This is a genomic window from Marinobacterium ramblicola (genome assembly GCF_019084545.1).
Taxonomy (GTDB): domain Bacteria; phylum Pseudomonadota; class Gammaproteobacteria; order Pseudomonadales; family Balneatricaceae; genus Marinobacterium_D; species Marinobacterium_D ramblicola.
The window spans coordinates 39,139-58,878 of sequence record NZ_JAHREP010000029.1; the positions used below are offsets into that span (position 1 = coordinate 39,139).

At 60.7% G+C, this 19,740-nt stretch carries 21 protein-coding genes; 13 read left to right on the forward strand and 8 right to left on the reverse strand.

Annotation, left to right across the window (positions count from 1 at the left end; all coding sequences use genetic code 11):
* Nucleotides 1-5: 5 nt before the first annotated feature.
* The 8 genes from KQ940_RS19100 (at nt 6) to KQ940_RS19135 (ending at nt 7,283) form a co-directional block, all read left to right on the forward strand.
* Nucleotides 6-1,028: an alpha-ketoacid dehydrogenase subunit beta gene (locus KQ940_RS19100; protein ID WP_217415534.1), complete on the forward strand. Its 1,023-nt coding sequence runs from the start codon at nt 6-8 to the stop codon at nt 1,026-1,028.
* Nucleotides 1,025-1,258 (forward strand): biotin/lipoyl-containing protein, encoded by a 234-nt coding sequence (locus tag KQ940_RS19105; protein WP_217415535.1) that lies wholly within the window; start codon nt 1,025-1,027, stop codon nt 1,256-1,258. Before KQ940_RS19100 ends, KQ940_RS19105 begins: the two co-directional genes overlap by 4 nt.
* Nucleotides 1,259-1,268: 10 nt before the next feature.
* Complete coding sequence (locus tag KQ940_RS19110; protein WP_217415537.1) at nt 1,269-1,964, forward strand: 2-oxo acid dehydrogenase subunit E2; 696 nt, start codon at nt 1,269-1,271, stop codon at nt 1,962-1,964.
* A gap of 5 nt (nt 1,965-1,969) precedes the next feature.
* The gene (locus KQ940_RS19115) at nt 1,970-2,722 is read left to right on the forward strand and encodes a lipoyl protein ligase domain-containing protein (protein WP_217415539.1); all 753 of its coding nucleotides are present in this window, start codon (nt 1,970-1,972) and stop codon (nt 2,720-2,722) included.
* A 74-nt stretch (nt 2,723-2,796) separates the two neighbouring features.
* Nucleotides 2,797-3,336 carry a twin-arginine translocation signal domain-containing protein gene (locus tag KQ940_RS19120; protein WP_217415540.1) on the forward strand — a complete coding sequence of 180 codons (540 nt, stop codon included), beginning with the start codon at nt 2,797-2,799 and terminating at the stop codon, nt 3,334-3,336.
* A gap of 16 nt (nt 3,337-3,352) precedes the next feature.
* On the forward strand, nt 3,353-4,933 hold the full coding sequence (locus KQ940_RS19125; protein ID WP_217415542.1) for a GMC family oxidoreductase: 1,581 nt from the start codon (nt 3,353-3,355) through the stop codon (nt 4,931-4,933).
* Nucleotides 4,934-5,368: 435 nt separating this feature from the next.
* Complete coding sequence (locus tag KQ940_RS19130; protein ID WP_217415544.1) at nt 5,369-6,001, forward strand: VOC family protein; 633 nt, start codon at nt 5,369-5,371, stop codon at nt 5,999-6,001.
* Between the two features lie 49 nt (nt 6,002-6,050).
* Nucleotides 6,051-7,283: a HupE/UreJ family protein gene (locus tag KQ940_RS19135; protein WP_217415548.1), complete on the forward strand. Its 1,233-nt coding sequence runs from the start codon at nt 6,051-6,053 to the stop codon at nt 7,281-7,283.
* 5 nt (nt 7,284-7,288) lie between these two features.
* On the opposite strand, the gene pdxR is transcribed toward KQ940_RS19135, so the two are convergent.
* A complete protein-coding gene (pdxR, locus tag KQ940_RS19140; RefSeq protein WP_217415550.1) occupies nt 7,289-8,716 on the reverse strand; it encodes a MocR-like pyridoxine biosynthesis transcription factor PdxR in 1,428 nt (475 codons plus the stop codon).
* A 90-nt stretch (nt 8,717-8,806) separates the two neighbouring features.
* Here pdxR and KQ940_RS19145 point away from each other — a divergent pair, with 90 nt between their 5' ends.
* Entirely contained in the window at nt 8,807-9,418 is a 612-nt protein-coding gene (locus tag KQ940_RS19145; protein ID WP_217415551.1) for a pyridoxamine 5'-phosphate oxidase family protein, read from the forward strand.
* Between the two features lie 32 nt (nt 9,419-9,450).
* Here KQ940_RS19145 and KQ940_RS19150 read toward each other — a convergent pair whose 3' ends face one another.
* The 7 genes from KQ940_RS19150 to KQ940_RS19180 form a co-directional block, all read right to left on the reverse strand.
* Nucleotides 9,451-11,337, reverse strand: coding sequence for a PTS fructose transporter subunit IIABC (locus KQ940_RS19150; protein WP_217415552.1), 1,887 nt, complete (start codon nt 11,335-11,337; stop codon nt 9,451-9,453).
* A 223-nt stretch (nt 11,338-11,560) separates the two neighbouring features.
* On the reverse strand, nt 11,561-11,779 hold the full coding sequence (locus KQ940_RS19155) for a hypothetical protein (RefSeq protein WP_217415553.1): 219 nt from the start codon (nt 11,777-11,779) through the stop codon (nt 11,561-11,563).
* Nucleotides 11,751-12,176 carry an NAD(P)/FAD-dependent oxidoreductase gene (locus KQ940_RS19160; protein WP_217415555.1) on the reverse strand — a complete coding sequence of 142 codons (426 nt, stop codon included), beginning with the start codon at nt 12,174-12,176 and terminating at the stop codon, nt 11,751-11,753. Before KQ940_RS19160 ends, KQ940_RS19155 begins: the two co-directional genes overlap by 29 nt.
* Nucleotides 12,177-12,279: 103 nt before the next feature.
* The gene (locus KQ940_RS19165) at nt 12,280-12,618 is read right to left on the reverse strand and encodes a TfoX/Sxy family protein (protein ID WP_217415556.1); all 339 of its coding nucleotides are present in this window, start codon (nt 12,616-12,618) and stop codon (nt 12,280-12,282) included.
* Nucleotides 12,619-12,630: 12 nt separating this feature from the next.
* A complete protein-coding gene (gene dgt, locus KQ940_RS19170) occupies nt 12,631-14,160 on the reverse strand; it encodes a dGTPase (RefSeq protein ID WP_217415558.1) in 1,530 nt (509 codons plus the stop codon).
* Nucleotides 14,161-14,230: 70 nt separating this feature from the next.
* The gene (locus tag KQ940_RS19175) at nt 14,231-14,719 is read right to left on the reverse strand and encodes a GNAT family N-acetyltransferase (protein WP_217415559.1); all 489 of its coding nucleotides are present in this window, start codon (nt 14,717-14,719) and stop codon (nt 14,231-14,233) included.
* 76 nt (nt 14,720-14,795) lie between these two features.
* Nucleotides 14,796-15,776: an aldo/keto reductase gene (locus KQ940_RS19180; protein ID WP_217415560.1), complete on the reverse strand. Its 981-nt coding sequence runs from the start codon at nt 15,774-15,776 to the stop codon at nt 14,796-14,798.
* A gap of 102 nt (nt 15,777-15,878) precedes the next feature.
* Here KQ940_RS19180 and KQ940_RS19185 point away from each other — a divergent pair, with 102 nt between their 5' ends.
* The 4 genes from KQ940_RS19185 (at nt 15,879) to KQ940_RS19200 (ending at nt 19,644) form a co-directional block, all read left to right on the forward strand.
* Entirely contained in the window at nt 15,879-16,811 is a 933-nt protein-coding gene (locus KQ940_RS19185) for a LysR family transcriptional regulator (RefSeq protein WP_217415562.1), read from the forward strand.
* Between the two features lie 192 nt (nt 16,812-17,003).
* On the forward strand, nt 17,004-18,227 hold the full coding sequence (gene nqrF / locus KQ940_RS19190; protein ID WP_217415563.1) for an NADH:ubiquinone reductase (Na(+)-transporting) subunit F: 1,224 nt from the start codon (nt 17,004-17,006) through the stop codon (nt 18,225-18,227).
* Nucleotides 18,228-18,344: 117 nt separating this feature from the next.
* The gene (locus KQ940_RS19195) at nt 18,345-18,692 is read left to right on the forward strand and encodes a hypothetical protein (protein ID WP_217415565.1); all 348 of its coding nucleotides are present in this window, start codon (nt 18,345-18,347) and stop codon (nt 18,690-18,692) included.
* Between the two features lie 199 nt (nt 18,693-18,891).
* Nucleotides 18,892-19,644 carry a Mut7-C ubiquitin/RNAse domain-containing protein gene (locus tag KQ940_RS19200; RefSeq protein ID WP_217415566.1) on the forward strand — a complete coding sequence of 251 codons (753 nt, stop codon included), beginning with the start codon at nt 18,892-18,894 and terminating at the stop codon, nt 19,642-19,644.
* Nucleotides 19,645-19,740: the final 96 nt, after the last annotated feature.

The window sequence follows — 19,740 nt, forward strand, 5'->3', positions numbered from 1 at the left end:
ACACCATGACCGTTGCCACTAAAGAGAGAAAGCTGACCATCGCCCGCGCCATGGCCGAGGCGATTGCACAGGAGATGCGCGTGGATGAGCGCGTGTTCGTGATGGGCGAGGATATCGGCCCGCTGGGCGGCGTGTTCGGCAACACCCGAGGACTGCATGAGGAGTTCGGCAGTGAGCGGGTGCGCGACACGCCGATCTCGGAAACCGCGTTTATGGGTGCTGCCGTCGGCGCCGCTGCCGACGGCATGCGACCCATCGTCGAGCTGATGTTCGTCGACTTCTTTGGCGTCTGCTTCGATGCCATCTATAACCTGATGGCCAAAAACACCTACTTCTCCGGCGGTGAGGTTCAGGTGCCGGTGGTGCTGATGACCTCCACCGGCGGCGGCTACTCGGACGCCGGCCAGCACTCCCAGTGCCTGCACGCCACCTTTGCCCACCTGCCGGGGATGAAGGTGGTGGCACCATCCAACGCCTACGACGCCAAGGGGCTGATGACCGCCGCTATCCGTGACAACAACCCGGTGATCTTCATGTTCCACAAGGCGCTACAGGGGATGGGCTGGCTCGGCACCGAGAAGGACGCCATCGTCCACGTCCCTGAAGAGAGCTACGAAGTACCGATCGGCAAGGCCGCCGTGGTGCGCGAAGGCAGTGATGTCACCATCGTCGGCATCACCTCCGGCGTACACCACGGTCTCAAGGCGGCCCGCCAGCTGGCCGAGCGCGGCATCAGCGCCGAAGTGGTCGATCTGCGCTCGTTGGTTCCGCTTGACCGCGCCATGGTAATCGAATCGGTACGCAAGACCGGCCGCCTGATCGTGGTGGACGAGGACTACCACAGCTACGGCGTCAGCGGCGAGGTCATCTGCTCCGTCGTGGAACAGGGTGTACCGCTCAAGGCCGCGCCACAACGGGTCGCCTACCCCGATATTCCGATCCCCTTTACCCGCCCGATGGAGCAGTGGGCCCTGCCCAATGCCGACAAGATCGTCGCCGCCTTTGAAACGATGGAGAAAAACGCATGAGCACCGAAGTACGTGTACCGGAAAACCTCTGGGAAGAGGATAGCGAAGCCGTGATCACCAGCTGGCTGGCCAGTGACGGCGGCAGCGTCAGCGAGGGCGAGATGATCGCCGAACTGATGGTGCAGAAGATCCAGTACGAGCTGCAGGCACCGGCCAGCGGCACGCTGAAGATCGTCAAGGATATCGACGACGTGGTGGAAAAGGGCGAGCTGGTCGCCACTATCGGTTGAGGAGTGAGTTATGACCGCAAAACCCAACCTTTCAACGGATCCGGGCAAGATCATCCCGCTGCGCGGTATGCGCGGCATGATCGCCGACAACATGCGACGCAGCCTGGATGAGGCCGCACAGCTGACCCACCACGCCGAGTGCGATGCCAGCGAGCTGTTCGCCACCAAGGAGCGGCTGGCCAGTCAGGGGATCAAGGTCTCGATCGAAGACCTGATCGCCCAGGCGGTGGTCACCACCCTGGCCAACCACCCTGACCTCAACGGCCGGGTCGAGGGCAAGGAGATCCGGCTCTACGATCAGATTCATCTGAGCTACGCCATGGCACTGCCCGGCAATCTGTTGGCCGCCCCCACTCTGTTCAATGCGGGCGAGTTGTCGCTGATGGATCGCAGCAGCGCACGCCGCGAACTGGCCGAACGAGCCAAAACCGGAAAGTTGACAGTACCCGAGATGACCGGCGGTACCTTTACGCTGAGCAACCTCGGCCTGTCACGGGTTCAGCTCTTCACCCCCATCGTCAATCTGCCGCAGATTGCCATACTGGGTATAGGGGAGACCCGCTTGCGTCCCTGGGTGATGCCGGACCACAGCATCGAGCCGCGGCGCATCATGGGCCTTTCACTGAGTTTCGATCACCGCGCGGTTGACGGAGCCCCCGCCGCCGCCTTTCTGACCGAACTCTGCACACTGATCGAGAAAGGGTGAGCCGCATGAACGCACCTGCTATCGACTTTATCCATCCATCCACCGGTTCCTCGGCACAGGAGATCCTGCCACCCGCGGAGGGACTGGCACGTGAGATGGCACTGCTCTCATCCGTCACCCAGGGTGAGATCCGCGCCGGATTCCTGATCTGGCGCTGCAGCCGTTCGCTGGTCGTACCCCAGCGTCTGACCCGCAGGCCTCAGTACGCCATGGCCGCCGGGCGGATGATCCTGGATGGCTGGCCGGTGCAGGTGCGTGCTACCGGAGGCGACCTGACCCCGCAGTCGCCGGGATTGATCAATATCGCCCTCGCCTTTCGCAGCAAACGCCACAAGCAGGCGATCAGAGACAGCTACATGACCCTGTGTCAGCCGCTGATCGACTACCTGGCCGACCTGGGTATAGCGGCGCACTGCTCGGCAGTGGACGGCGCCTTCTGCGACGGTGATTACAACCTGGTGGTAGGAGATCGAAAACTGGCGGGTACTGCACAGCGCTGGCGTCAGTTGGAGTCGGGGATATCCGACAGCAACGACGAGTTCGCCGTGCTCTGCCACGCCGTGCTGCTCTGCGACGAGCAACTCGATTGGCTATGGCAGGCGGGCAACAGCTTCTATCACCACTGCGGTATCGAGCCGTTCATACAGGCGGAGCGTCATGTATCGATGGCCGAGCTGCTCCCGGCACGACAAGCGCTGCTGCAGGAGACCATCGAACAACTGGAGATCCGCCTGACCGAGTACATACGCACTCTCTGACATATAGCCCGCTAACGGGCGCTTATGCCGGAAAACCTCCGCGACATCCAATAACAAGTAGAAATGGAGTCACCATGAAAAACCGTAAAAGAGACGATCAATCACCCGACCTGACCCGTCGGCGCTTCCTGACCCACTCGGGTACCGCCGTCGTCGGTCTCGGCATGCTCAGCAGCGGCCTGCTCTCCGCCAGGACCTGGGCCGCCGCTGCCGTCGGCGAACATGCCAGCGCCACGCTGATGCGTATGGCACGCGATATCTACCCGCACGACACCCTGGACGATAAGTACTACGCAGCGGTATTGACCCCGCTGGCGGAGAAGGCAAACAGCGATGCCGAGCTTAAGAAGCTGCTCAGCGATGGCGTCCGGGAGCTGGACAGCCGTTGCGACAAACTGTTCGCCCGTACCTATCTCGAGCTGGAGAGCGAGCCAGACCGCGTACTCGTGCTGCGTGCCATGGAGGACGGCGCCTTCTTCCAGCGTATCAAGGGCGATCTGATGATGGGGATCTACAACAATCCCGAACTCTGGCCCCGCTTCGGCTACGGCGGTTCCGCCTGGGAAAAGGGCGGCTATATCAACCGCGGTTACGACAAGATCGACTGGCTTTGAGAGGGAGTGAACAATAATGACAACAAAATTTGATCTCAACGATGACAGCCTGGTGGTGATCGTCGGCTCCGGCGCCGGTGGTGGTACCCTGGCCAACGAGCTGGCACAGAAAGGTATCAAGTCGGTAGTACTGGAAGCGGGCAAACGCTTCAAGATGGAGGATATCGAGAACGACGAGTGGAAGATGTTCGGCAAGATCTCCTGGCTCGACAAGCGTTATGTCGAGGGTCCGGCCCGTCTGGCCAAGGACTTCCCCAACCTGCCGGCCTGGATCGTCAAGGGTGTCGGCGGTGCGACCATGCACTGGGCCGGCGTCGCCATGCGCTTCCAGGAACACGAATTCCGCATGCGCAGCGAGAACGGTGTTATCCCCGGCGCCAACGTGCTCGACTGGCCAGTCACGCTGAAGGAGCTGGAACCCTACTACTACAAGGCCGAGCAGAAGATGGGCGTGTGCGGTACCGAGGCCACCGGCATGCCGTTCCATGGCCAGAGCAGCCACTACAAGGTCGTAGCCGAGGGCGCCCGCCGTATCGGAGCCAAGTGCGAGCAAGCCACGCTGGCGATCAATACCGAAGTGCGCGACGGTCGCCCCTCCTGCCAGGTCAACGGTTTCTGTATGCAGGGCTGCCGCATCGGCGCCAAGTGGTCCACCATGTACACCGAGATTCCGAAAGCGGAAGCCACCGGTAACGTGGAGGTGCGCCCGCAGTCGATGGCGCTGCGCATCGAACACGACAAGAACGGCAAGGTGACCGGCGTGCTCTACGCCGACAAGGATGGTAACCACCTGTTTCAGAAAGCGCGCCTGGTGGCGGTCGCCGCCAACTCTATCGAGTCACCCCGCCTGCTGCTGAACTCAGCGTCCTCCATGTTCCCCGACGGCCTGGCCAACGGCTCAGGTCAGGTGGGCCAGAACTACATGACCCACACCACCGCCGGGGTCTATGGCGAGTTCGAGAAGCCGGTGCATATGTACAAGAGCACCGTCGTGCCCGGTATCGTCCACGAGTGGAAGGACAACGACCCCAGCCGCGGCCATTACGCCGGTTACGAACTGGAGATCCTCCACCTGGGTCTGCCGTTCATGTCCGCCTTCCTCAATCCGGGCAGATCCGGCTGGGGTCGTGAACTGGCCGACTCTCTGGAGAATTATGACAAGATGGCCGGGTTCTGGGTCTGCGGTGAGGATATGCCGGTGGAGTCCAACAACATCACCCTGCACCCCACCGAGAAAGATCAGTACGGTCTGCCGGTGCCGGTGGTGTACAAGACCGACCATATCAACGATACCCGCATGCGCAACCACGCCTACGACAAGGCCACCGAACTGCTGGAGGCGGTCGGCGCCAGGAAGGTGAACTACCTGCCGCCCTACCCGGCCAGCCACAACATGGGCACCAACCGCATGAGCGCCCACGCCCGTGACGGTGTGGTCAACAAGTGGGGGCAGAGCCACGAGATCAAGAACCTGTTCGTCTCCGACGGCAGCCAGTTCACCACCAGCGGTACCGAGAACCCGACCCTGACCATCGTCGCGCTGGCAATTCGGCAGGCGGACTATATTGCCGACCAGATGAAGCGCAACGCGATCTGACGACTACATCTCCCCTAACCCGCGGATAGCTATTCGGTTGTCCGCACCACTCCCCCAGGCCTGAATGGCACCTGATGTTGGGCGCGTAGTCTCTACGCGCCCCTTTTTATGTTCAGGATGAACGGTATGCCGCGGGCGCATGGATGCGCAGGAGCAGCGATCTTTCTATTGCCGCCGATGAATGGAAATAGATCGACCAACCGCAGGGGTTTGTCATGCTGACCCGTCGCGACAGTCTGCATGACACACTCTGTGTCAGTGACACACAAGCCTAACAAGCACCAACCAGACAAATTATAAAATACTTATTTATCAACAATTTAAAATCAAATCCCTCACACATAACGGGATCAATACTGGCACGCAGGTTGCGTTATCGGGTTCGGCACTTTCGCCAGAATAAAAACAATTAGGACCTGAGCACTGATGAAAATAATGACCTGCCTAACCCGCAACGCGATCAGCCTGTACTCGACGGCAATCAACAAACCCATTCAGCAGCTGGCACTGCTGTGCCTGCTAACCAGCCTTCCCGCTCTCACCCAGGCCGCCACGCCTGGCATGCGCGGTACCGATCACTTCGGCTTTACCGTGCCGAATGCTGAGGAAGCTGTCGGCTTTCTGGTCGACGTGATGGGCTGTGAAGCCTTCTTCACCATCGGTCCCTTTGGCCCGTTCGAAGATGACTGGATGAGCGAGAATCTTGACGTTAACCCGCGTGCAACGATTCCGGTCGCCCATCTGGTGCGCTGTGGTAACGGCACCAATTTCGAGATCTTCGAATACACCTCCCCGGACCAGCGTACGCAAAAGCCGAAGAACAGCGATATCGGCGGTCACCATATTGCGTTCTACGTTGACGATCTGGACGAAGCGATGACCTACATGAAGGGCAAGGGCGTGAAGTTCCTGGGTGCTCCGCACCCGTTCACCAGCGGTCCGCTGCAGGGGCTGACCTGGATCTACTTCTTGGCGCCCTGGGGGATGCAGATGGAGCTGGTATCCGCCCCCGATGGCAAGGGGTACGAAAAGAGCACTGACTCCCGCCTCTGGGATCCACGCGACTGAGCGGTAACCGCCCGCCCCATCCGGGGCGGGCTTCCCGGGAGAAAAGACCATGAAACTTGTTTACCGAGCGCTGCTGATTCTCGGCATCTGCCTGTTTCCGCTATCGGCCGAGGCCCATTTTCAGAACTTCCTGGCCCGCATCATCTACCTCACAGAGGCGTCCGGCGATACGCTGATATATGCCCGCATTCCTCTTGCCTCGCTGCTGCTGGAGCAGGATTGGCAGCAGGGTATGAATTCCGATCTGCCGCCCTATACCCGGGCCGATGCCGAGCAAAGGCCGGTGCTGAACCTGGCTGCGCTCGCCGCCGATGATGCCCTACTGCGCCGGCAGGCAAGCCACTACCTGCAGATCACGCTGAACTCGGGCGGTTCCGTGGAGGTTCGGCTGGAGGCCGCGCGCATTCAACCGATCGCTTCCCGCTCCCCCTTTGGCTATCTGCCCAGTATCGCGCAGGCGCTGACAGAGCCGCTGCAATTGCCGGAAACATCGCTACTGCTGGAGCAGGCGGTTATCGACCTGAAGCTGAGGCTGCCCAATGTAGCACCAGGTCAGATCAAACGGATAGCCACACCGGAGGAGGAGTGGCCTCCCATCCGCAACCGCTCGATCAATATCGTCACCACACCAAGCGACAAGATAACCTCAACCGGCCCGCTTGACCTGCTGCTCTCCACACCACCAAGCCTTTTGAGCATTCTGTCGGGTCAGATCGAATCCGGTATCCACCATGTACTGCTCGGCATCGACCACCTGCTGTTCATGTGCGTGCTGGTGATCGGCGCCGCCACCTGGAGAAGAGTGATCCATAACTCGCTGATGTTTACCCTCGGCCACTCACTGACACTGGGTCTGGTGGCGTTTGGCTGGCTCAGCCTGCCGACACTGAGCATTCCGCTGATCGAAACCCTTATTGCGCTGTCGATCCTGTACGGTTTTGCCTGCTTGCTGATACGCCCTGCCGGCCACGGACTGCCGCTCTGGCAGGTGGGCCTGATCGGCCTGCTCCACGGCCTTGGCTTTGCCAACGTACTGGAGCAGGCCACCGGCTTCAGCGTATCGCAGCTGACCCTGCACTGGCTGGGTTTCAATCTCGGCATTGAAGCGGGCCAGCTACTGGTCTTCACCCTGCTGGCCTCTGCCCTGTTGGCGATCAAACGTTGGAGACTGCTCACACCACAGCAACTGACCACGGCGCTGGCCCTGCCTGCACTGACGCTGGCGGCATTCTGGACCCTGGAGCGAGGTTGGCAGTGGATCGAGACCCTGAACAGCGTATGAGTGATTTACCGATCAAGAAGTGGCGCCAGAGTTGCCGCCAGAGCCACCACTCCCCGCGCCAGGGAGTCCGCTCCCTGAGCGGCGAAGCCAAGCACCAGCCCAGGCTCGCACTGCTCGTCATAGAGGGAGATCGCCCTGACCTTAACCCCTCTGGATTCAAGCCGGGTCATGATCTCCCGGTCATCGCAGTGAGATGGCAGTTGTAAACACAGATGCATGCCGCCGCCGGCATCCACGATGGGCAGACGAGCCAGCGCACTTTGCGCCAGCAGCTGTTCCAGGAGCGCACGGCGCTGGGAGTAGAGGCGTTTCATCCGTCGCAGATGACGGCTGTAATCACCGCAAGCCATAAACTCGGCCAGCGCCCGTTGCGGCAGCGTCGACAGTCCACCGTCAACCACCCGCCTCGCCTTCACAAAGCCCGGCACCAGCGCCTTGGGCAGCACCAGATAACCGATGCGCAAGCCGGGAAACAGCGTGCGGCTGAAGGTGCCGGCGTAGATCACCTGTTGCCGTCGATCAAGCGAGTACATCGCTGACAGCGCAGGTCCGGCGGCAAATTCGGAATCGTAGTCATCCTCGATCAGCCAGACCTGTCGCTCATAAGCCCAGTTCAACAAGGTCAGGCGACGGTCGGCCGGCAGTGTATGGCCGAGCGGAAAGTTACGTGACGGGGTCAGTACCATCAGTTTCGCCTGCGGTAATGCCTCGATCCGATCCAGTTGCTGCTGATGAAAACGGCTGACGCGCGCTCCCACCGCCCGCATGGCGTCTTCGGTGCCGGAAAAGCCCGGACGCTCCAGCAGCACCGGGTCCCCTGCCATCACCAGCTGGCTGGCAATCAGATAAAGCCCCTGCTGTGATCCCGAGGTGATCAACACCTGTTCGATGTCGACCTGCATCCCGCGCTGAGCACCCAGCCAACGCGCAATTTCGGCCCTTAACTGCCAATCCCCCTGAGGGTCGCCGGCCAGCAGACCTGCACCTGTCGAGGCGTGCTGCAATGCGCGTTGCCAGCGCCTGTGCGGGAACTGATCCAGTGCCGGGATCGCGGTTTGCAACAACCCGGGGCTATCACGATGACGCGGCTCGACCACCGCGATCTCAGTCTGGCTCTGCCCAGCTTGTAAACCGGTGTTAGGTCGATCGAGCACAGGTAGCTCGACGACAAAACAACCCGCGCCCTGGCGCCCCTGCAGATAGCCCTCCGCCTGCAGCAGCTCATAGGCATTCTTGACCGTATTGCGGGCGATGCCCAGTGCCGCCGCCAGCGCCCTGGTTGAGGGCAGCCGAGAACCGCCCTCTAGGCGGCGCTCCAGGATCGCCTGCCGCAACGCCTGAAACAGCCGCCGGTAATCGGGTAGCGCGGGATCGGTTGCACGCAGGTCCAGAAACAGACCGAGATCGGTTCGACTTAGTCCAGACTCATCCATATTGGGCCTAATATTTTAGTCTTTATTGGATCTTATCTAGACCCATTTTCAGAGCTAGTCTAAACCCAGCATCTGACGGAGTAAAAACTGATGACCGAATACAGGAAGACCGAACGCACCCGCGTCAAACGCTTGCCCAAGAGAGCCGAGTACGATGTCGAGACGGTTAACGCGATTATCGACGAAGCGCTTATCTGTCATGTGGCGACGCAGTTGAATGGACAACCGCTGCTGCAGCCCACCATCCACTGGCGCGACGGCAATCAGCTGTACATACACGGTTCGAGCAAGAACGGCCTGTTCAAGGCACTGCTGGAGGGCGCCGAGGCGTGTATCGCGATCCCCCATCTCGACGGCATCGTGTTTGCCCGCTCCGCCTTTCACCACTCGGTCAACTACCGCAGCGTGGTGATCTACAGCCGCGCCCGGCTGGTAGAGGATATCGACGAGAAGCGCCATGCCCTGGACCAGCTGTTGGAAAAGTTTCACCAAGGGCGCTCCAAACAGGCTCGACCGGCCAATGAGATTGAGCTGAAAGCCACCAGCGTGCTGGCGTTCGAGCTCGACGAACTGTCAGCCAAGATACGCACCGGCGGCCCGGTGGACGATGCGGAGGATATGACACTGCCGGTCTGGGCCGGGGTGCAGCCGGTAATCACCCAGCTGGGCGAGATCGAGCTGGATGGACAGATACCGCGTTGATTCCCAGCCCCTTACCCCTATGACGGGAAAGGTCAGGCCGATACGCGGCTACGCTCCGCCGCATCGGCCTTGAGGCTGCCGACCAAGATGGCGCTCAACAAAGAGCCGAGCCCGATCGCCAGCAGATAGTAGAAGGGGTGTTCGACCAGCGGGATAACAAAGATCCCGCCGTGCGGTGCCGGCAACTGGCATCCGAACAGCATCGACAGCCCGCCGGCCAGCGCCGATCCGGCGATACAGGCGGGTAGTACGCGCAGCGGGTCGGCGGCGGCGAAGGGGATCGCGCCCTCGGTGATGAACGAGGCACCGAGGACGAAGCAGCTCTTGCCCGCTCGCCGCTCGCTGGCGTTAAAACGATGGCGGAACATGACGGTGGCCAGCGCCATGGCCAGAGGTGGTACCATGCCACCGGCCATGACCGCCGCCTGAGGTAGATTATTGCCCGAAGCAAGAGCCGCGATACCGAAGGTATAGGCCGCCTTATTGACCGGCCCACCCAGATCCACCGCCATCAAGCCACCGAGCAGAGCGCCCAGCAGAATCAGGTTGCCGATACCGAGCGACCCCAACCAGCCCACCAACGCCGTGTTGATGTTCGACAGGGGCATCAGCAGCAGATACATCAATCCGCCGGTCAGCAACAGGCCGAGTACCGGGTAGATCAACACCGTTTCCACCCCTTGCAAGGTGCGCGGCAGATTACGGCACAGGTGCACGATCCCCAGCATGATATAGCCGCCGAGCAGACCCGCGATCATGCCGCCGATAAAGCCGCCGCCGTACTGCACCGACAGGAAACCACCCACCATGGCGGGCATGAAGCCAGGGCGGTCGGCGATGCTCATGCCGATGAATCCGGCCAGTACCGGCACCATCAGGCCAAACGCCCCCTCCGGTCCGCCCAGTGTCATCAGCGCCTGGGCAACGGGATGAAAATCGGTGCTGTCCGGGCTAAAGGCATCGATGCCGAACATGAAGGAGATGGCGATCAGAATGCCGCCACCGACGACAAAGGGCAGCATATTGGAAACGCCAGTCATCAGGTGCTGGTAGATGCCTGGGCGCAGGCTAACTCCGGGCGTTTCCGCGGTCGTTACGCTACTACCTTGATAGACGGGAATATCATCGTCCATGACACGCTTAAGCAACGATAGAGGATCGCGAATCGCCTCGCGTACCGGCACCCGAAGCAGCCGTTTGCCGATAAAGCGCTCCATCTCCACCTGAGTATCGGAGGCGATGATGATCACCTCGGCAGCGGCGATCTCCTCTGCACTCAGCCGGTCACGGGCACCGATGGCGCCGCGGGTCTCGACCCGGATCGGCAGCTCCAGCTTTTCCGCACACACCTTCAGTGCATCGGCGGCCATGTAGGTATGGGCGATACCGGTAGGACAGCCGGTCACAGCCAACACCTGCGGTGTCTGGGTGACAGACTCGGTGACTGCGGCCGGTGACGCCTCGCTGTCCACCTCATCGGCGAGCAGATGGATCAGCTCGTTGGCGCTGCCCGCCTGCAGCAGCCCCTTGATGTAGTCCGACTCCTGCATATGCCGGGTCAGCGCCGCCAGGATCTCCAGATGCTCTTCGGCAACCGACTCGGTTTCTGCAATCAGAAAGAAGATCTGGCTGGGCTTGTTGTCGAGGGAGCCATACTCGACGCCGCCCGGCGCGATGCCCAGCGCTATCGCGGGTGCGCCCACGGCGTTGGAGCGGGCGTGTGGTATCGCAATACCGTTTTCGAGCCCGGTGGGAAACTCCGCCTCACGCTTGAGGATTGCAGCCTTGAACGCGGCCGGATCGATCAGCTTACCCGCCCTGGCCAGCACATCGATCAGTTCATCGAGTATTTCGGTTTTGCTGTGCCCATGCAGGCGCAGGCAGACCGTATCGGGGCTTAGCAGGCTGGTGAGTTCCATGGGCGTAGTTCTTCTTGTCGTTGGCCACTCTATCCGATAGAAAGCATAGTCGCTTTTTGCCTACGCAACGCCGTTCAGCGGCCAGGATTGGAGGCCATCAAGCGACTGAGCCGCTCAGCCAACATAGCGGCCAGTCAACGCCGCCAGGGTACGCCCGGCCAGATGACTCGCGCCCACCCCCTCGCCGCCATATCCGCCGGCCAGCGCTATCCCCTGCTCGCGATCACAGAGCATATCGCCGCGCCATACCCAGGTTACCGCCCCAGCCATGGCTGATCTTGGCCGACGCCAGTTGCGGGAACATCGACAGCATCAGGGCGCGGTGGCGGCCCCGCTCCTGATCATTGAGATCGAAGTTCTGCCGCAGCTGGCCGCCAAAGCGGTAGCCGCCACGGGCGCCGAACACCAGCCGGTCATCCCGCGTGCGATGGAAATAGGTCACCAGCCGGCTGTGCTCGCCCACCGCCCTTGTGGTAACCACAGTCTATCCCCTCCTCCGCCAGTACCTGGGCAACCTGATCGGGAATCTGCTTGATCAGATTCTGGTAGGCGGTGCGCTCGGTGCGGGGCAGCCGTTGCAGCAGCACCTCCTCCCCCAGCATCTGCCCAAGCAGCCAGCCGCCGTTGCGCCCGGACGCGCCGTAGCCCACGCAGCGTTGTTCGAACAGCGCTATGCGCAGATCCGGCTTCAACTTTTTCAGGTAGTAGGCGGTCCATAACCCGGTAAAGCCGGCACCGATGATGGCGATGTCGGTTTCCATATCGTCCATCAGGCGAGCACGCTCGACCCGCAGCTCATCAGCCTGCTCCATCCACAGACTGATGTTTTCCGTTTTCATGCTTTTATTCCTTACGACCGATAGCGAACACACCGGGGAAGTTCTACCCGATATGGCGGACGACTGCTGTACCTCCTGCGCAGTATCTGCTGCTGGATCTCGCTTAACGCCGAGATCTGAGCGCCACAGCGTAAGCCTGGTTGGCCCAGTCGCGCATCTGCTCCACCGATTCCAGAAGCTCCTCCGGCGCCTGGTAGTAGGAGAGCGAGCAGGGTTTGCCCTGACGCAGGTAGGTAAAGGGGCCAAGGCCCAGGTCTATAAATGCCTGCCGGGTCTGGTCGTCCGCCTTGAGATAGAGTTCTTTGTCGATGATGATGGCGAACATCAGCCCGTCCAGGAACAGGCCGTGGCCACCGAACATGCGTCGCGACGTGACAGGGCCAATACACTGCATCAGTTCCACCACCCAGTCGACGAACTCGTCCCGTTTTGCCGCTCGCATGGCGATGCCCCCTTAACTGCCGATCACCGACAGCGCCTTGAACTCGTCCAGCGCGAACTGATCGGTCATGCCGCTGATCATATCCTGCAGCAGTCGACAGCGGCAGTAGCGCTCCCATACCTCGGCATTGAACGGCTCTCCGTCGGTCAGTAGCGGAGCTTGTTCCAGCAGCGCCAGGTACGCCTTCACATGCTTGGGCGGTAGACGATTGAACAGGCGACTCTCGATCAGCAGCCCCTTGCCGTGGCCGCTTCGCAGACGTTCGAACTGCTCCATCGTCAGCATCAGCAGCGGCTTGTAGTGCTCCAGCAGGCCGGAGATGATGCGGTAGCCCTGCAGCTCCAGCGTCTCCACCTCGGCGACCGAGAACACGTGGCGAATCGCCACCCGCTTCAGTGTTTCGACCACCGCGTGGCAGGGCGAGCGATCCTCCAGCAGGGCACAGTTCAGGCTGCCGTCGAAAACGGTATCGATATTGTCGATAAAGCGCGTTGCCGCATGTTTTACCAGCGGATGGATCAACCCCACCCGTAGCGAGACGAAAAACTCATGCTCCTTGTTGATCGGCTCGGCATCGGCACGCTCATGCGCGTAATCGACAATTCCGGCAAAGCTGTTGCGGCCGAAGTGCGCTCCATCCGCATCGCCGGCCGTGGCCCGCTGCCGCGAGAACTCATCCTTCAGCAACTGCGCCAGTTGCGGATACTCCAGAATCCCCTTGTCGACGCCATCCTCCAGATCGGCCAGGCAGTAGGCGATATCGTCCGCCGCCTCCATCAGGTAGGTGAGCGGAAAACGGTGGCCCGGCGCCATCTCCAGCGCCGCCTGCATGCCGGCCACGAACTCGCGTTCCGAAAAGTAGTAGCCCGGTTTCTTCTTCAGATAACCCAGTACACCGCCCTTGTCGGGTTTGGCTTCGGTGGCGCAGCGGGTGTATTTGAAGATACAGGCGGTCTGCAGATAGGTGAGGTTGAGCTTCTGCAACTGGCTGATCAGGCGGATCGCCTGGGCATTGCCCTCGAAGCTGCTCAACTCGCGCAGCAACTCGCTACGCAACGCGACCTGTTCAGGTCCGAGATGTTCGTTCGAGAAGGGTGTCAGCTCCGGCAGCACCCGCTCGAACCAGCGCGAGATCGCGGCTTCGCCGAAATGCCCGAACGGAGGGTTGCCGATATCGTGCATCAGGCAGGCCATCTCCACCAGCGACTCGGTGGCCCGCTCCAGCCCCGCCAGTCCATAGTCGGCGGCACGCTCGTCCAACAGCTCGAAGATGGTGCGCACGATAAAGCGTCCGGTCTGCTGCACCTCAAGCGAATGGGTCAGACGGCTGCGTACCGCAGCGTTGTGTTCCAGCGGAAACACCTGCGTCTTCTGCTGCAGGCGGCGCACGGCGGCGGAGTTGATGATGCGACCGCGATCGCTCTCGAGGCTGCGCTCCAGCGATCGTATGCCACGGCTAGCGACAAGATAGTTCTGCGGCGCTCTGTCGCCATTGCGGTCGTAGGGGCGTTGAGTCGAAAAACGGCTGGAAAAATCGGGCATGTCCTTTACCTGAACTGATGGCATGGCTCAAGCGACTATACCAGAGGTCAGGCCACGAACCAGACCGACATCACCGCTCTGCGCCTCCGCCCGTCAACGCTTTCTCCATCACCCAGTTGCTCAGCACCACCCCATTCCGCTCCACCCGGTTTTCGCGTAACGATACAAAGCCCCGCTGCTCGAAAAAGGGTTTGGCGACGTGAGAGGCGTGTACCGTCAGACAGGTCAGTCCCCGGTCGAGCGACTGCCGCTCGAGGAAAGTGTAGAGTGCAGCGGCGACACCGCGGCGCTGAAAGTCGCTGTGGGTATAGATCCAGTCGATATAGCCGTCGGGTTCCATGGCGGCAAACCCCACCACCTCGCCGTCGATCTCGGCGACATGCACGCAGTGGGCATCCAGACGCTGACGCCAGCCCAGGTAGTCAACCGGCAGTTGTGCCCAGGCGTTGATCTCCTGCAACGAATAGAAGCGCTCATCGATCGCATGCACGCTGTTGTAAAAGATATCGGTCACGCGCCAGGCATCAAGCGGTTTGTAGGGCCTGATCTTGATCTCCATTCGAACTCCCTGCTACGGAATGGAGGCACTTTATCGCCGATGCGACCGAATTGCACCGGCTTCGTCCCTGCCGGGTTCAGATCCCGCCCCGGATATGCTCGCGCACGCGGTCGTAGTAGAAACTCTTTAACTCCTCATGCAGGGATTGCGGCAGGGGTTCGAGCCCACTGGCCGCCGCGTTGGCCGCCACCTGCGACGCACGGGTGGTACCGGCAATAATGGTGGACACCTGCGGCTGGTCGAGGATCCAGCGCAGCGCGAGCTGCAGCATCGTCATCCCCTCGGGCAACAGTTCGCGCAACTCCTCCACCAGATCCAGCCCGGTCTCATAGGGAATACCGTTGAAGGTTTCACCGACATGGAACAGTTGGCCGTCACGATTGGCCAGACGGTGATCGCCGGCCTCGAAGCGGCGCTCACGGCTCATCCTGCCGCTCAGCAGGCCGCTGGCCAGCGGTAGCCGCACGATGATACCGATATCCCGCTCGGCCGCCTTCGGCAGCAGGGTTTCCACCGCGTCCTGACGGAACAGATTGAAGATGATCTGCAAGGTGGCCAACTTCGGATGCTCGCAACAGAACAGTGCATCGTCGATCGTCTCGACGCTGGCGCCGAAGTGACGGATCAACCCCTGCTGCTGAAACTCCTCCATCCAGCCCAGCAGTTCACCACCCCTGAGCACCTCGGAAGGCACGCAGTGCAGCTGCGCCAGATCCAGGCACTCTACACCCAGGCGCCGCGCCGAGCCCTCAAGACTCCTGCGTACTTTCTCCCTGGTGTATCCATCGGGATAGAGTTCCGCATTGCGCCCTACCTTGGTCACAACGACCGGCGGTTGCGCTTGCCCCTTGAGCCAACGCCCTATCCGCTCCTCGCTGAGCCCGGCACCGTACACATCGGCGGTATCGAAAAAGTCGATACCCTGCGCTTGAGCGGTATCCAGAATCTTTCTGGCCTCAAGCTCCTCCACCGGACCGAAGTCGTTGCCCAGTTGCCAGCAGCCCAGGCCGATCTCTGACACCTCGAAACCGGTTCGTCCCAAACGTCTGTGTTTCATCGCTCGCCTCTCCGCTCATTCTGGTTTGCGAGCCAGTGTAAGCGCCGCGACATTGGTTATAATCACTCAATTATTTAACTTATTGATAAGTCATATTAACCAATGTTCACACCTCAAGATCTACAGGGAATCCCCGAGTTTCTGACCCTGATCGAAAAGGGTAGCTTCACCGCGGCCGCCGAGGCACTGGGCATCTCCCGCTCGCGCGTATCCCAGGTGATCGCTCGCCTGGAGAGTCGCCTCGGCGTCCAACTGATCCAGCGCTCCACCCGCTCCATGCATCTGACCGAGGTGGGCGAGCAGTTCCACGAAAGCTGCCGACGCAGTTTTGCATTGATCGACCAGGCGATCGATCGCGCGCAGGAGGAGCAACAACGGATCAGCGGCACCCTCCGCATCAACTCCGTCGGCGGCTGGTTCGGCGAACGGATACTGGCACCGCAACTACTCGAGTTCATGCAACGGCACCCCGAAGTGAACATCGAACTGGATTTCGCCAGCGCCCATGTGGACCTGATTGCCGACCAGTACGACCTGGCGGTACGCATGGGTGAGCTGCCGGACTCTACGCTGATCGCCCGCCCGCTGGCCCGCTATGCCACGCACGTCTGCGCGTCACCCGACTTTATCGCGCACCACGGACAACCCTCCCATCCGCGAGAACTGGGTCGATACCCGGTCGCCCTCGGTTCCTTGAACCGCTGGCGCTTCCGTCACCGCACCGATCCGCAGCAAAGCTGCGAGGTCACGCTGAAAGGCCACCTCTGGTGCCCCAACGGCCATGTCACCCGTCTGGCCGCCCTGGAGGGAGAGGCTATCGTGTCGCTGCCCGACTTCTATCTGGCCGACGACCTGCGCGACGGCCGGCTGCTGCCGCTATTCGACGACTGGTACCGCCCCGACAGCCAGGTATCGCTGGTCTACCCCAGAGCACGCTACCGTATCCGGCGAGTGCAGGCGTTGGTGGAGTTTTTGCTGGATCAGCTCCAGCCAGACAGGGAAAGGGGCATACATACCGATCGAAGCTCCCCCTAACCACCTGGAAACCATGGAGGTCACCCGATTTTCGGGCGCTGAACTATAGTCTATGTATGCAGTTCGGACGCAAGACCTTGATAACAACTTTCGATAACGGGTCGCTGAATACTTCGAGGAGAAATTCGAAAGCAGTCATCCGCAGGGTAATGCCGATGACAGGCGGCTCGCGCGGAGTCAGGTGGGAGCTAAATGCGGGACATACTGCTGGGCGTTGCCTTCTTCACGGGTAACGTCCTGATTTTCGTCACCGCCATACTGGTGGCCAGACGCTATTTGATACCGTCCGGCGGCGTTCGGATTCGGATCAACGACAAGAAAACGCTGAAATTACCGGTCGGAGGCAAGCTGCTCGGCGCTCTCGACAATGAGGGTATTCGGCTGTCGTCGGCCTGCGGCGGCAAGGGGATCTGCAGTCAATGCAAGGTTAAGGTAGTATCGGGCCGCAGCTCTGTGGTGCCTGCCGAGCAGGATCTGCTTAGCCTGCGGGAGATACGAGAAGGTACCCGGCTCGCCTGCCAGATGACCGTACACGACGATCTGGAGCTGCAGGTACCGGACGACGTGTTCGGCGTTGGGCACTGGCGCTGTCGCGTGAAATCCAGCCGCTGTGTCGGCACGCTGCTGAAAGAGATCACCCTCGAACTGCCGGAGGGAGAGCTGATCGACTTCCGCGCGGGGGCCTATATCCAGGTCACCTGCCCACCCTTCGATCTGAAATACCGGGACTTCGATATCGACAGCCGCTTCCATCAGGACTGGGATCAGATGGGTCTCTGGGATCTCGAAGTCAGCACCTCCGACCCCCACAGTCGCGCCTATTCGATGGCCAACTATGTCGACGAGAAGGGTATCGTGGTCCTGAACGTGCGCCTGGCAACACCGCCACCGGGTAAGTCAGATCATATCTCTCCCGGCTATGTCTCCTCCTACATGTACAGCCTGAAACCAGGAGATGAGATCGCGATATCGGGCCCATTCGGCGAGTTCTTCGCCGAAGATAGTGACCATGAGATGATCTTCATCGGCGGAGGCGCCGGTATGGCGCCGATGCGTTCGCATATCTTCGACCAGCTGAAGCGGCTCGACTCGAAACGCAAGATCAGCTTCTGGTACGGCGCTCGAAATGCCCGCGAGCTGTTCTACGTGGAGGAGTTCGACCAGCTGCAGAAAGAGCACGACAACTTCAGCTGGTATGTGGCGCTGTCGGACCCGCGTCCGGAGGAGGATTGGCAGGGCGACACCGGCTTCATTCACGAGGTACTGTATAACCGCTATCTCGGCGACCACGCCAATCCGGAGGATTGCGAGTACTACCTCTGCGGCCCGCCGCCCATGCTGAACGCGGTGCTGAAGATGCTCGATAGCCTCGGTGTCGATGCCGAGAATATCCGCTACGACGACTTTGGCGGTTAACCAGGCAAGCGCCCTCCTCGCCCAGACAGGGCGAGCCCCCATCCGGTAACAGAAGCAATATGGACTTCCCCCGGGTCGGTGCATAGGATTAGATGAAACGCCAAGGAAAAGTACGCTATGACAATTAGCGGGGTACTACCGGATAATAAAAAACTTTGCGTGATCTACAGGCTGGAGCCGGGCTGTCTGGGTCCGAATGGCGTTGATCATATCAAGGATTTTTGTGCCTTTGCCGACAAGGCGCTGAGATCATTCTACTCGGCCTTCGTTATATGGCAGGTTCAATCCAGGGATGACAAATCGCTGCCGGAGATGGAGTACAGGGTAAATAATAGAACCCTGCCCCGGGACAAGGCCGATCGATATTTAGCCTTGATGGGCAAAAACATCGATGAGTTTGAAGAGTATCTGCACGACGATATCTCCCATATGATCGAGGACTATTTTTCAGGCACCGCTATATAGCGCTTTTAGACCCCAAAGCATCTACATCGAGGAGGTGCGGATTCCAGCGCTGCCGAGCGGTCCCCGCCACCTATCACTATCCCCCTCCGTATCACCGATTCGTTACGCCCAACGATACTCGATGGCATAGCGTTACGACGTCTCTGCGCCATGCACTATAGTGTTAACGCACTCAAAACAGAGCCTGTCAGGTTCGACAATGGTCCAGCAAACCGCCCGAATCCGCTTCTACGCCGAACTGAACGATTTTCTGCCCCAGGCACAGCGGATGCGCGATCAAAGTTGCCAATTCATCGCTCCGGCACCGGTGCGTCACCTGATCGAACTCTGCGGCGTACCCCATACCGAGGTGGAGTTGATCCTGGTCGACGGCCGTTCGGTGGATCTGGAACAGCGGATCGATGGCGGCGAGCGGATCAGCGTCTACCCCTGCTTCGAACGGCTCGATATTGCACCGCTGCTGAGGGTTCGCACCGAGCCGTTGCGCGAGATCCGCTTTATCGCCGATGCCCACCTTGGCCACCTGGTACGCGATCTGCGCATGCTCGGTTTCGACACCCTGTTCAATCCGCAGTGGGACGACGCCGAACTGGCCAGGATCAGTGCCGCCGAACATCGCATCCTGCTCACCCGCGACCGCGCCCTGCTGATGCGACGCGAGATTACCCACGGCTGCTACCTGCGCCATCAACCCCACCCGGTTTTGCTCAAGTCGCTGATCCAGCGGCTGGACCTGTGCGCATCGATCGATCCCTTCTGCCGCTGCATACGCTGTAACGGCCACGTCTCTCCTGCCGACGAGGAGGCGGTCGCACAGGATCTGCCGCCGGATCGTAGCGGCATCCAAGCGCCCTTCTACCGCTGCGACGACTGTCGCCAGGTGTACTGGAAAGGCAGCCATTACCGGGCGATGCTGAGCAAGATCGCACGGCTCTGTCCTACCACTCCGTAAAGGGACGGTGGTACCGGCCCAGGGCAATCGCACTACGTAGCCACGATGCGTGCCGGTCCGGGCCGGTGGCACCGCTTCCGTGCGACACGCGATGAA

Excerpts from the sequence above, each read along its gene's own strand:
- nqrF (WP_217415563.1), top strand. The coding sequence starts at position 17,004 with ATGCGGGACATACTGCTGGGCGTTGCCTTCTTCACGGGTAACGTCCTG.
- KQ940_RS19130 (WP_217415544.1), top strand. The coding sequence starts at position 5,369 with ATGACCTGCCTAACCCGCAACGCGATCAGCCTGTACTCGACGGCAATC.
- KQ940_RS19150 (WP_217415552.1), bottom strand. The coding sequence starts at position 11,337 with ATGGAACTCACCAGCCTGCTAAGCCCCGATACGGTCTGCCTGCGCCTG.
- KQ940_RS19200 (WP_217415566.1), top strand. The coding sequence starts at position 18,892 with ATGGTCCAGCAAACCGCCCGAATCCGCTTCTACGCCGAACTGAACGAT.
- KQ940_RS19110 (WP_217415537.1), top strand. The coding sequence starts at position 1,269 with ATGACCGCAAAACCCAACCTTTCAACGGATCCGGGCAAGATCATCCCG.
- dgt (WP_217415558.1), bottom strand. The coding sequence starts at position 14,160 with ATGCCCGATTTTTCCAGCCGTTTTTCGACTCAACGCCCCTACGACCGC.
- KQ940_RS19165 (WP_217415556.1), bottom strand. The coding sequence starts at position 12,618 with ATGCGAGCGGCAAAACGGGACGAGTTCGTCGACTGGGTGGTGGAACTG.
- KQ940_RS19175 (WP_217415559.1), bottom strand. The coding sequence starts at position 14,719 with ATGGAGATCAAGATCAGGCCCTACAAACCGCTTGATGCCTGGCGCGTG.
- KQ940_RS19195 (WP_217415565.1), top strand. The coding sequence starts at position 18,345 with ATGACAATTAGCGGGGTACTACCGGATAATAAAAAACTTTGCGTGATC.
- KQ940_RS19125 (WP_217415542.1), top strand. The coding sequence starts at position 3,353 with ATGACAACAAAATTTGATCTCAACGATGACAGCCTGGTGGTGATCGTC.
- KQ940_RS19115 (WP_217415539.1), top strand. The coding sequence starts at position 1,970 with ATGAACGCACCTGCTATCGACTTTATCCATCCATCCACCGGTTCCTCG.
- KQ940_RS19105 (WP_217415535.1), top strand. The coding sequence starts at position 1,025 with ATGAGCACCGAAGTACGTGTACCGGAAAACCTCTGGGAAGAGGATAGC.
- KQ940_RS19180 (WP_217415560.1), bottom strand. The coding sequence starts at position 15,776 with ATGAAACACAGACGTTTGGGACGAACCGGTTTCGAGGTGTCAGAGATC.
- KQ940_RS19160 (WP_217415555.1), bottom strand. The coding sequence starts at position 12,176 with ATGAAAACGGAAAACATCAGTCTGTGGATGGAGCAGGCTGATGAGCTG.
- pdxR (WP_217415550.1), bottom strand. The coding sequence starts at position 8,716 with ATGGATGAGTCTGGACTAAGTCGAACCGATCTCGGTCTGTTTCTGGAC.
- KQ940_RS19100 (WP_217415534.1), top strand. The coding sequence starts at position 6 with ATGACCGTTGCCACTAAAGAGAGAAAGCTGACCATCGCCCGCGCCATG.
- KQ940_RS19120 (WP_217415540.1), top strand. The coding sequence starts at position 2,797 with ATGAAAAACCGTAAAAGAGACGATCAATCACCCGACCTGACCCGTCGG.
- KQ940_RS19145 (WP_217415551.1), top strand. The coding sequence starts at position 8,807 with ATGACCGAATACAGGAAGACCGAACGCACCCGCGTCAAACGCTTGCCC.
- KQ940_RS19135 (WP_217415548.1), top strand. The coding sequence starts at position 6,051 with ATGAAACTTGTTTACCGAGCGCTGCTGATTCTCGGCATCTGCCTGTTT.
- KQ940_RS19185 (WP_217415562.1), top strand. The coding sequence starts at position 15,879 with ATGTTCACACCTCAAGATCTACAGGGAATCCCCGAGTTTCTGACCCTG.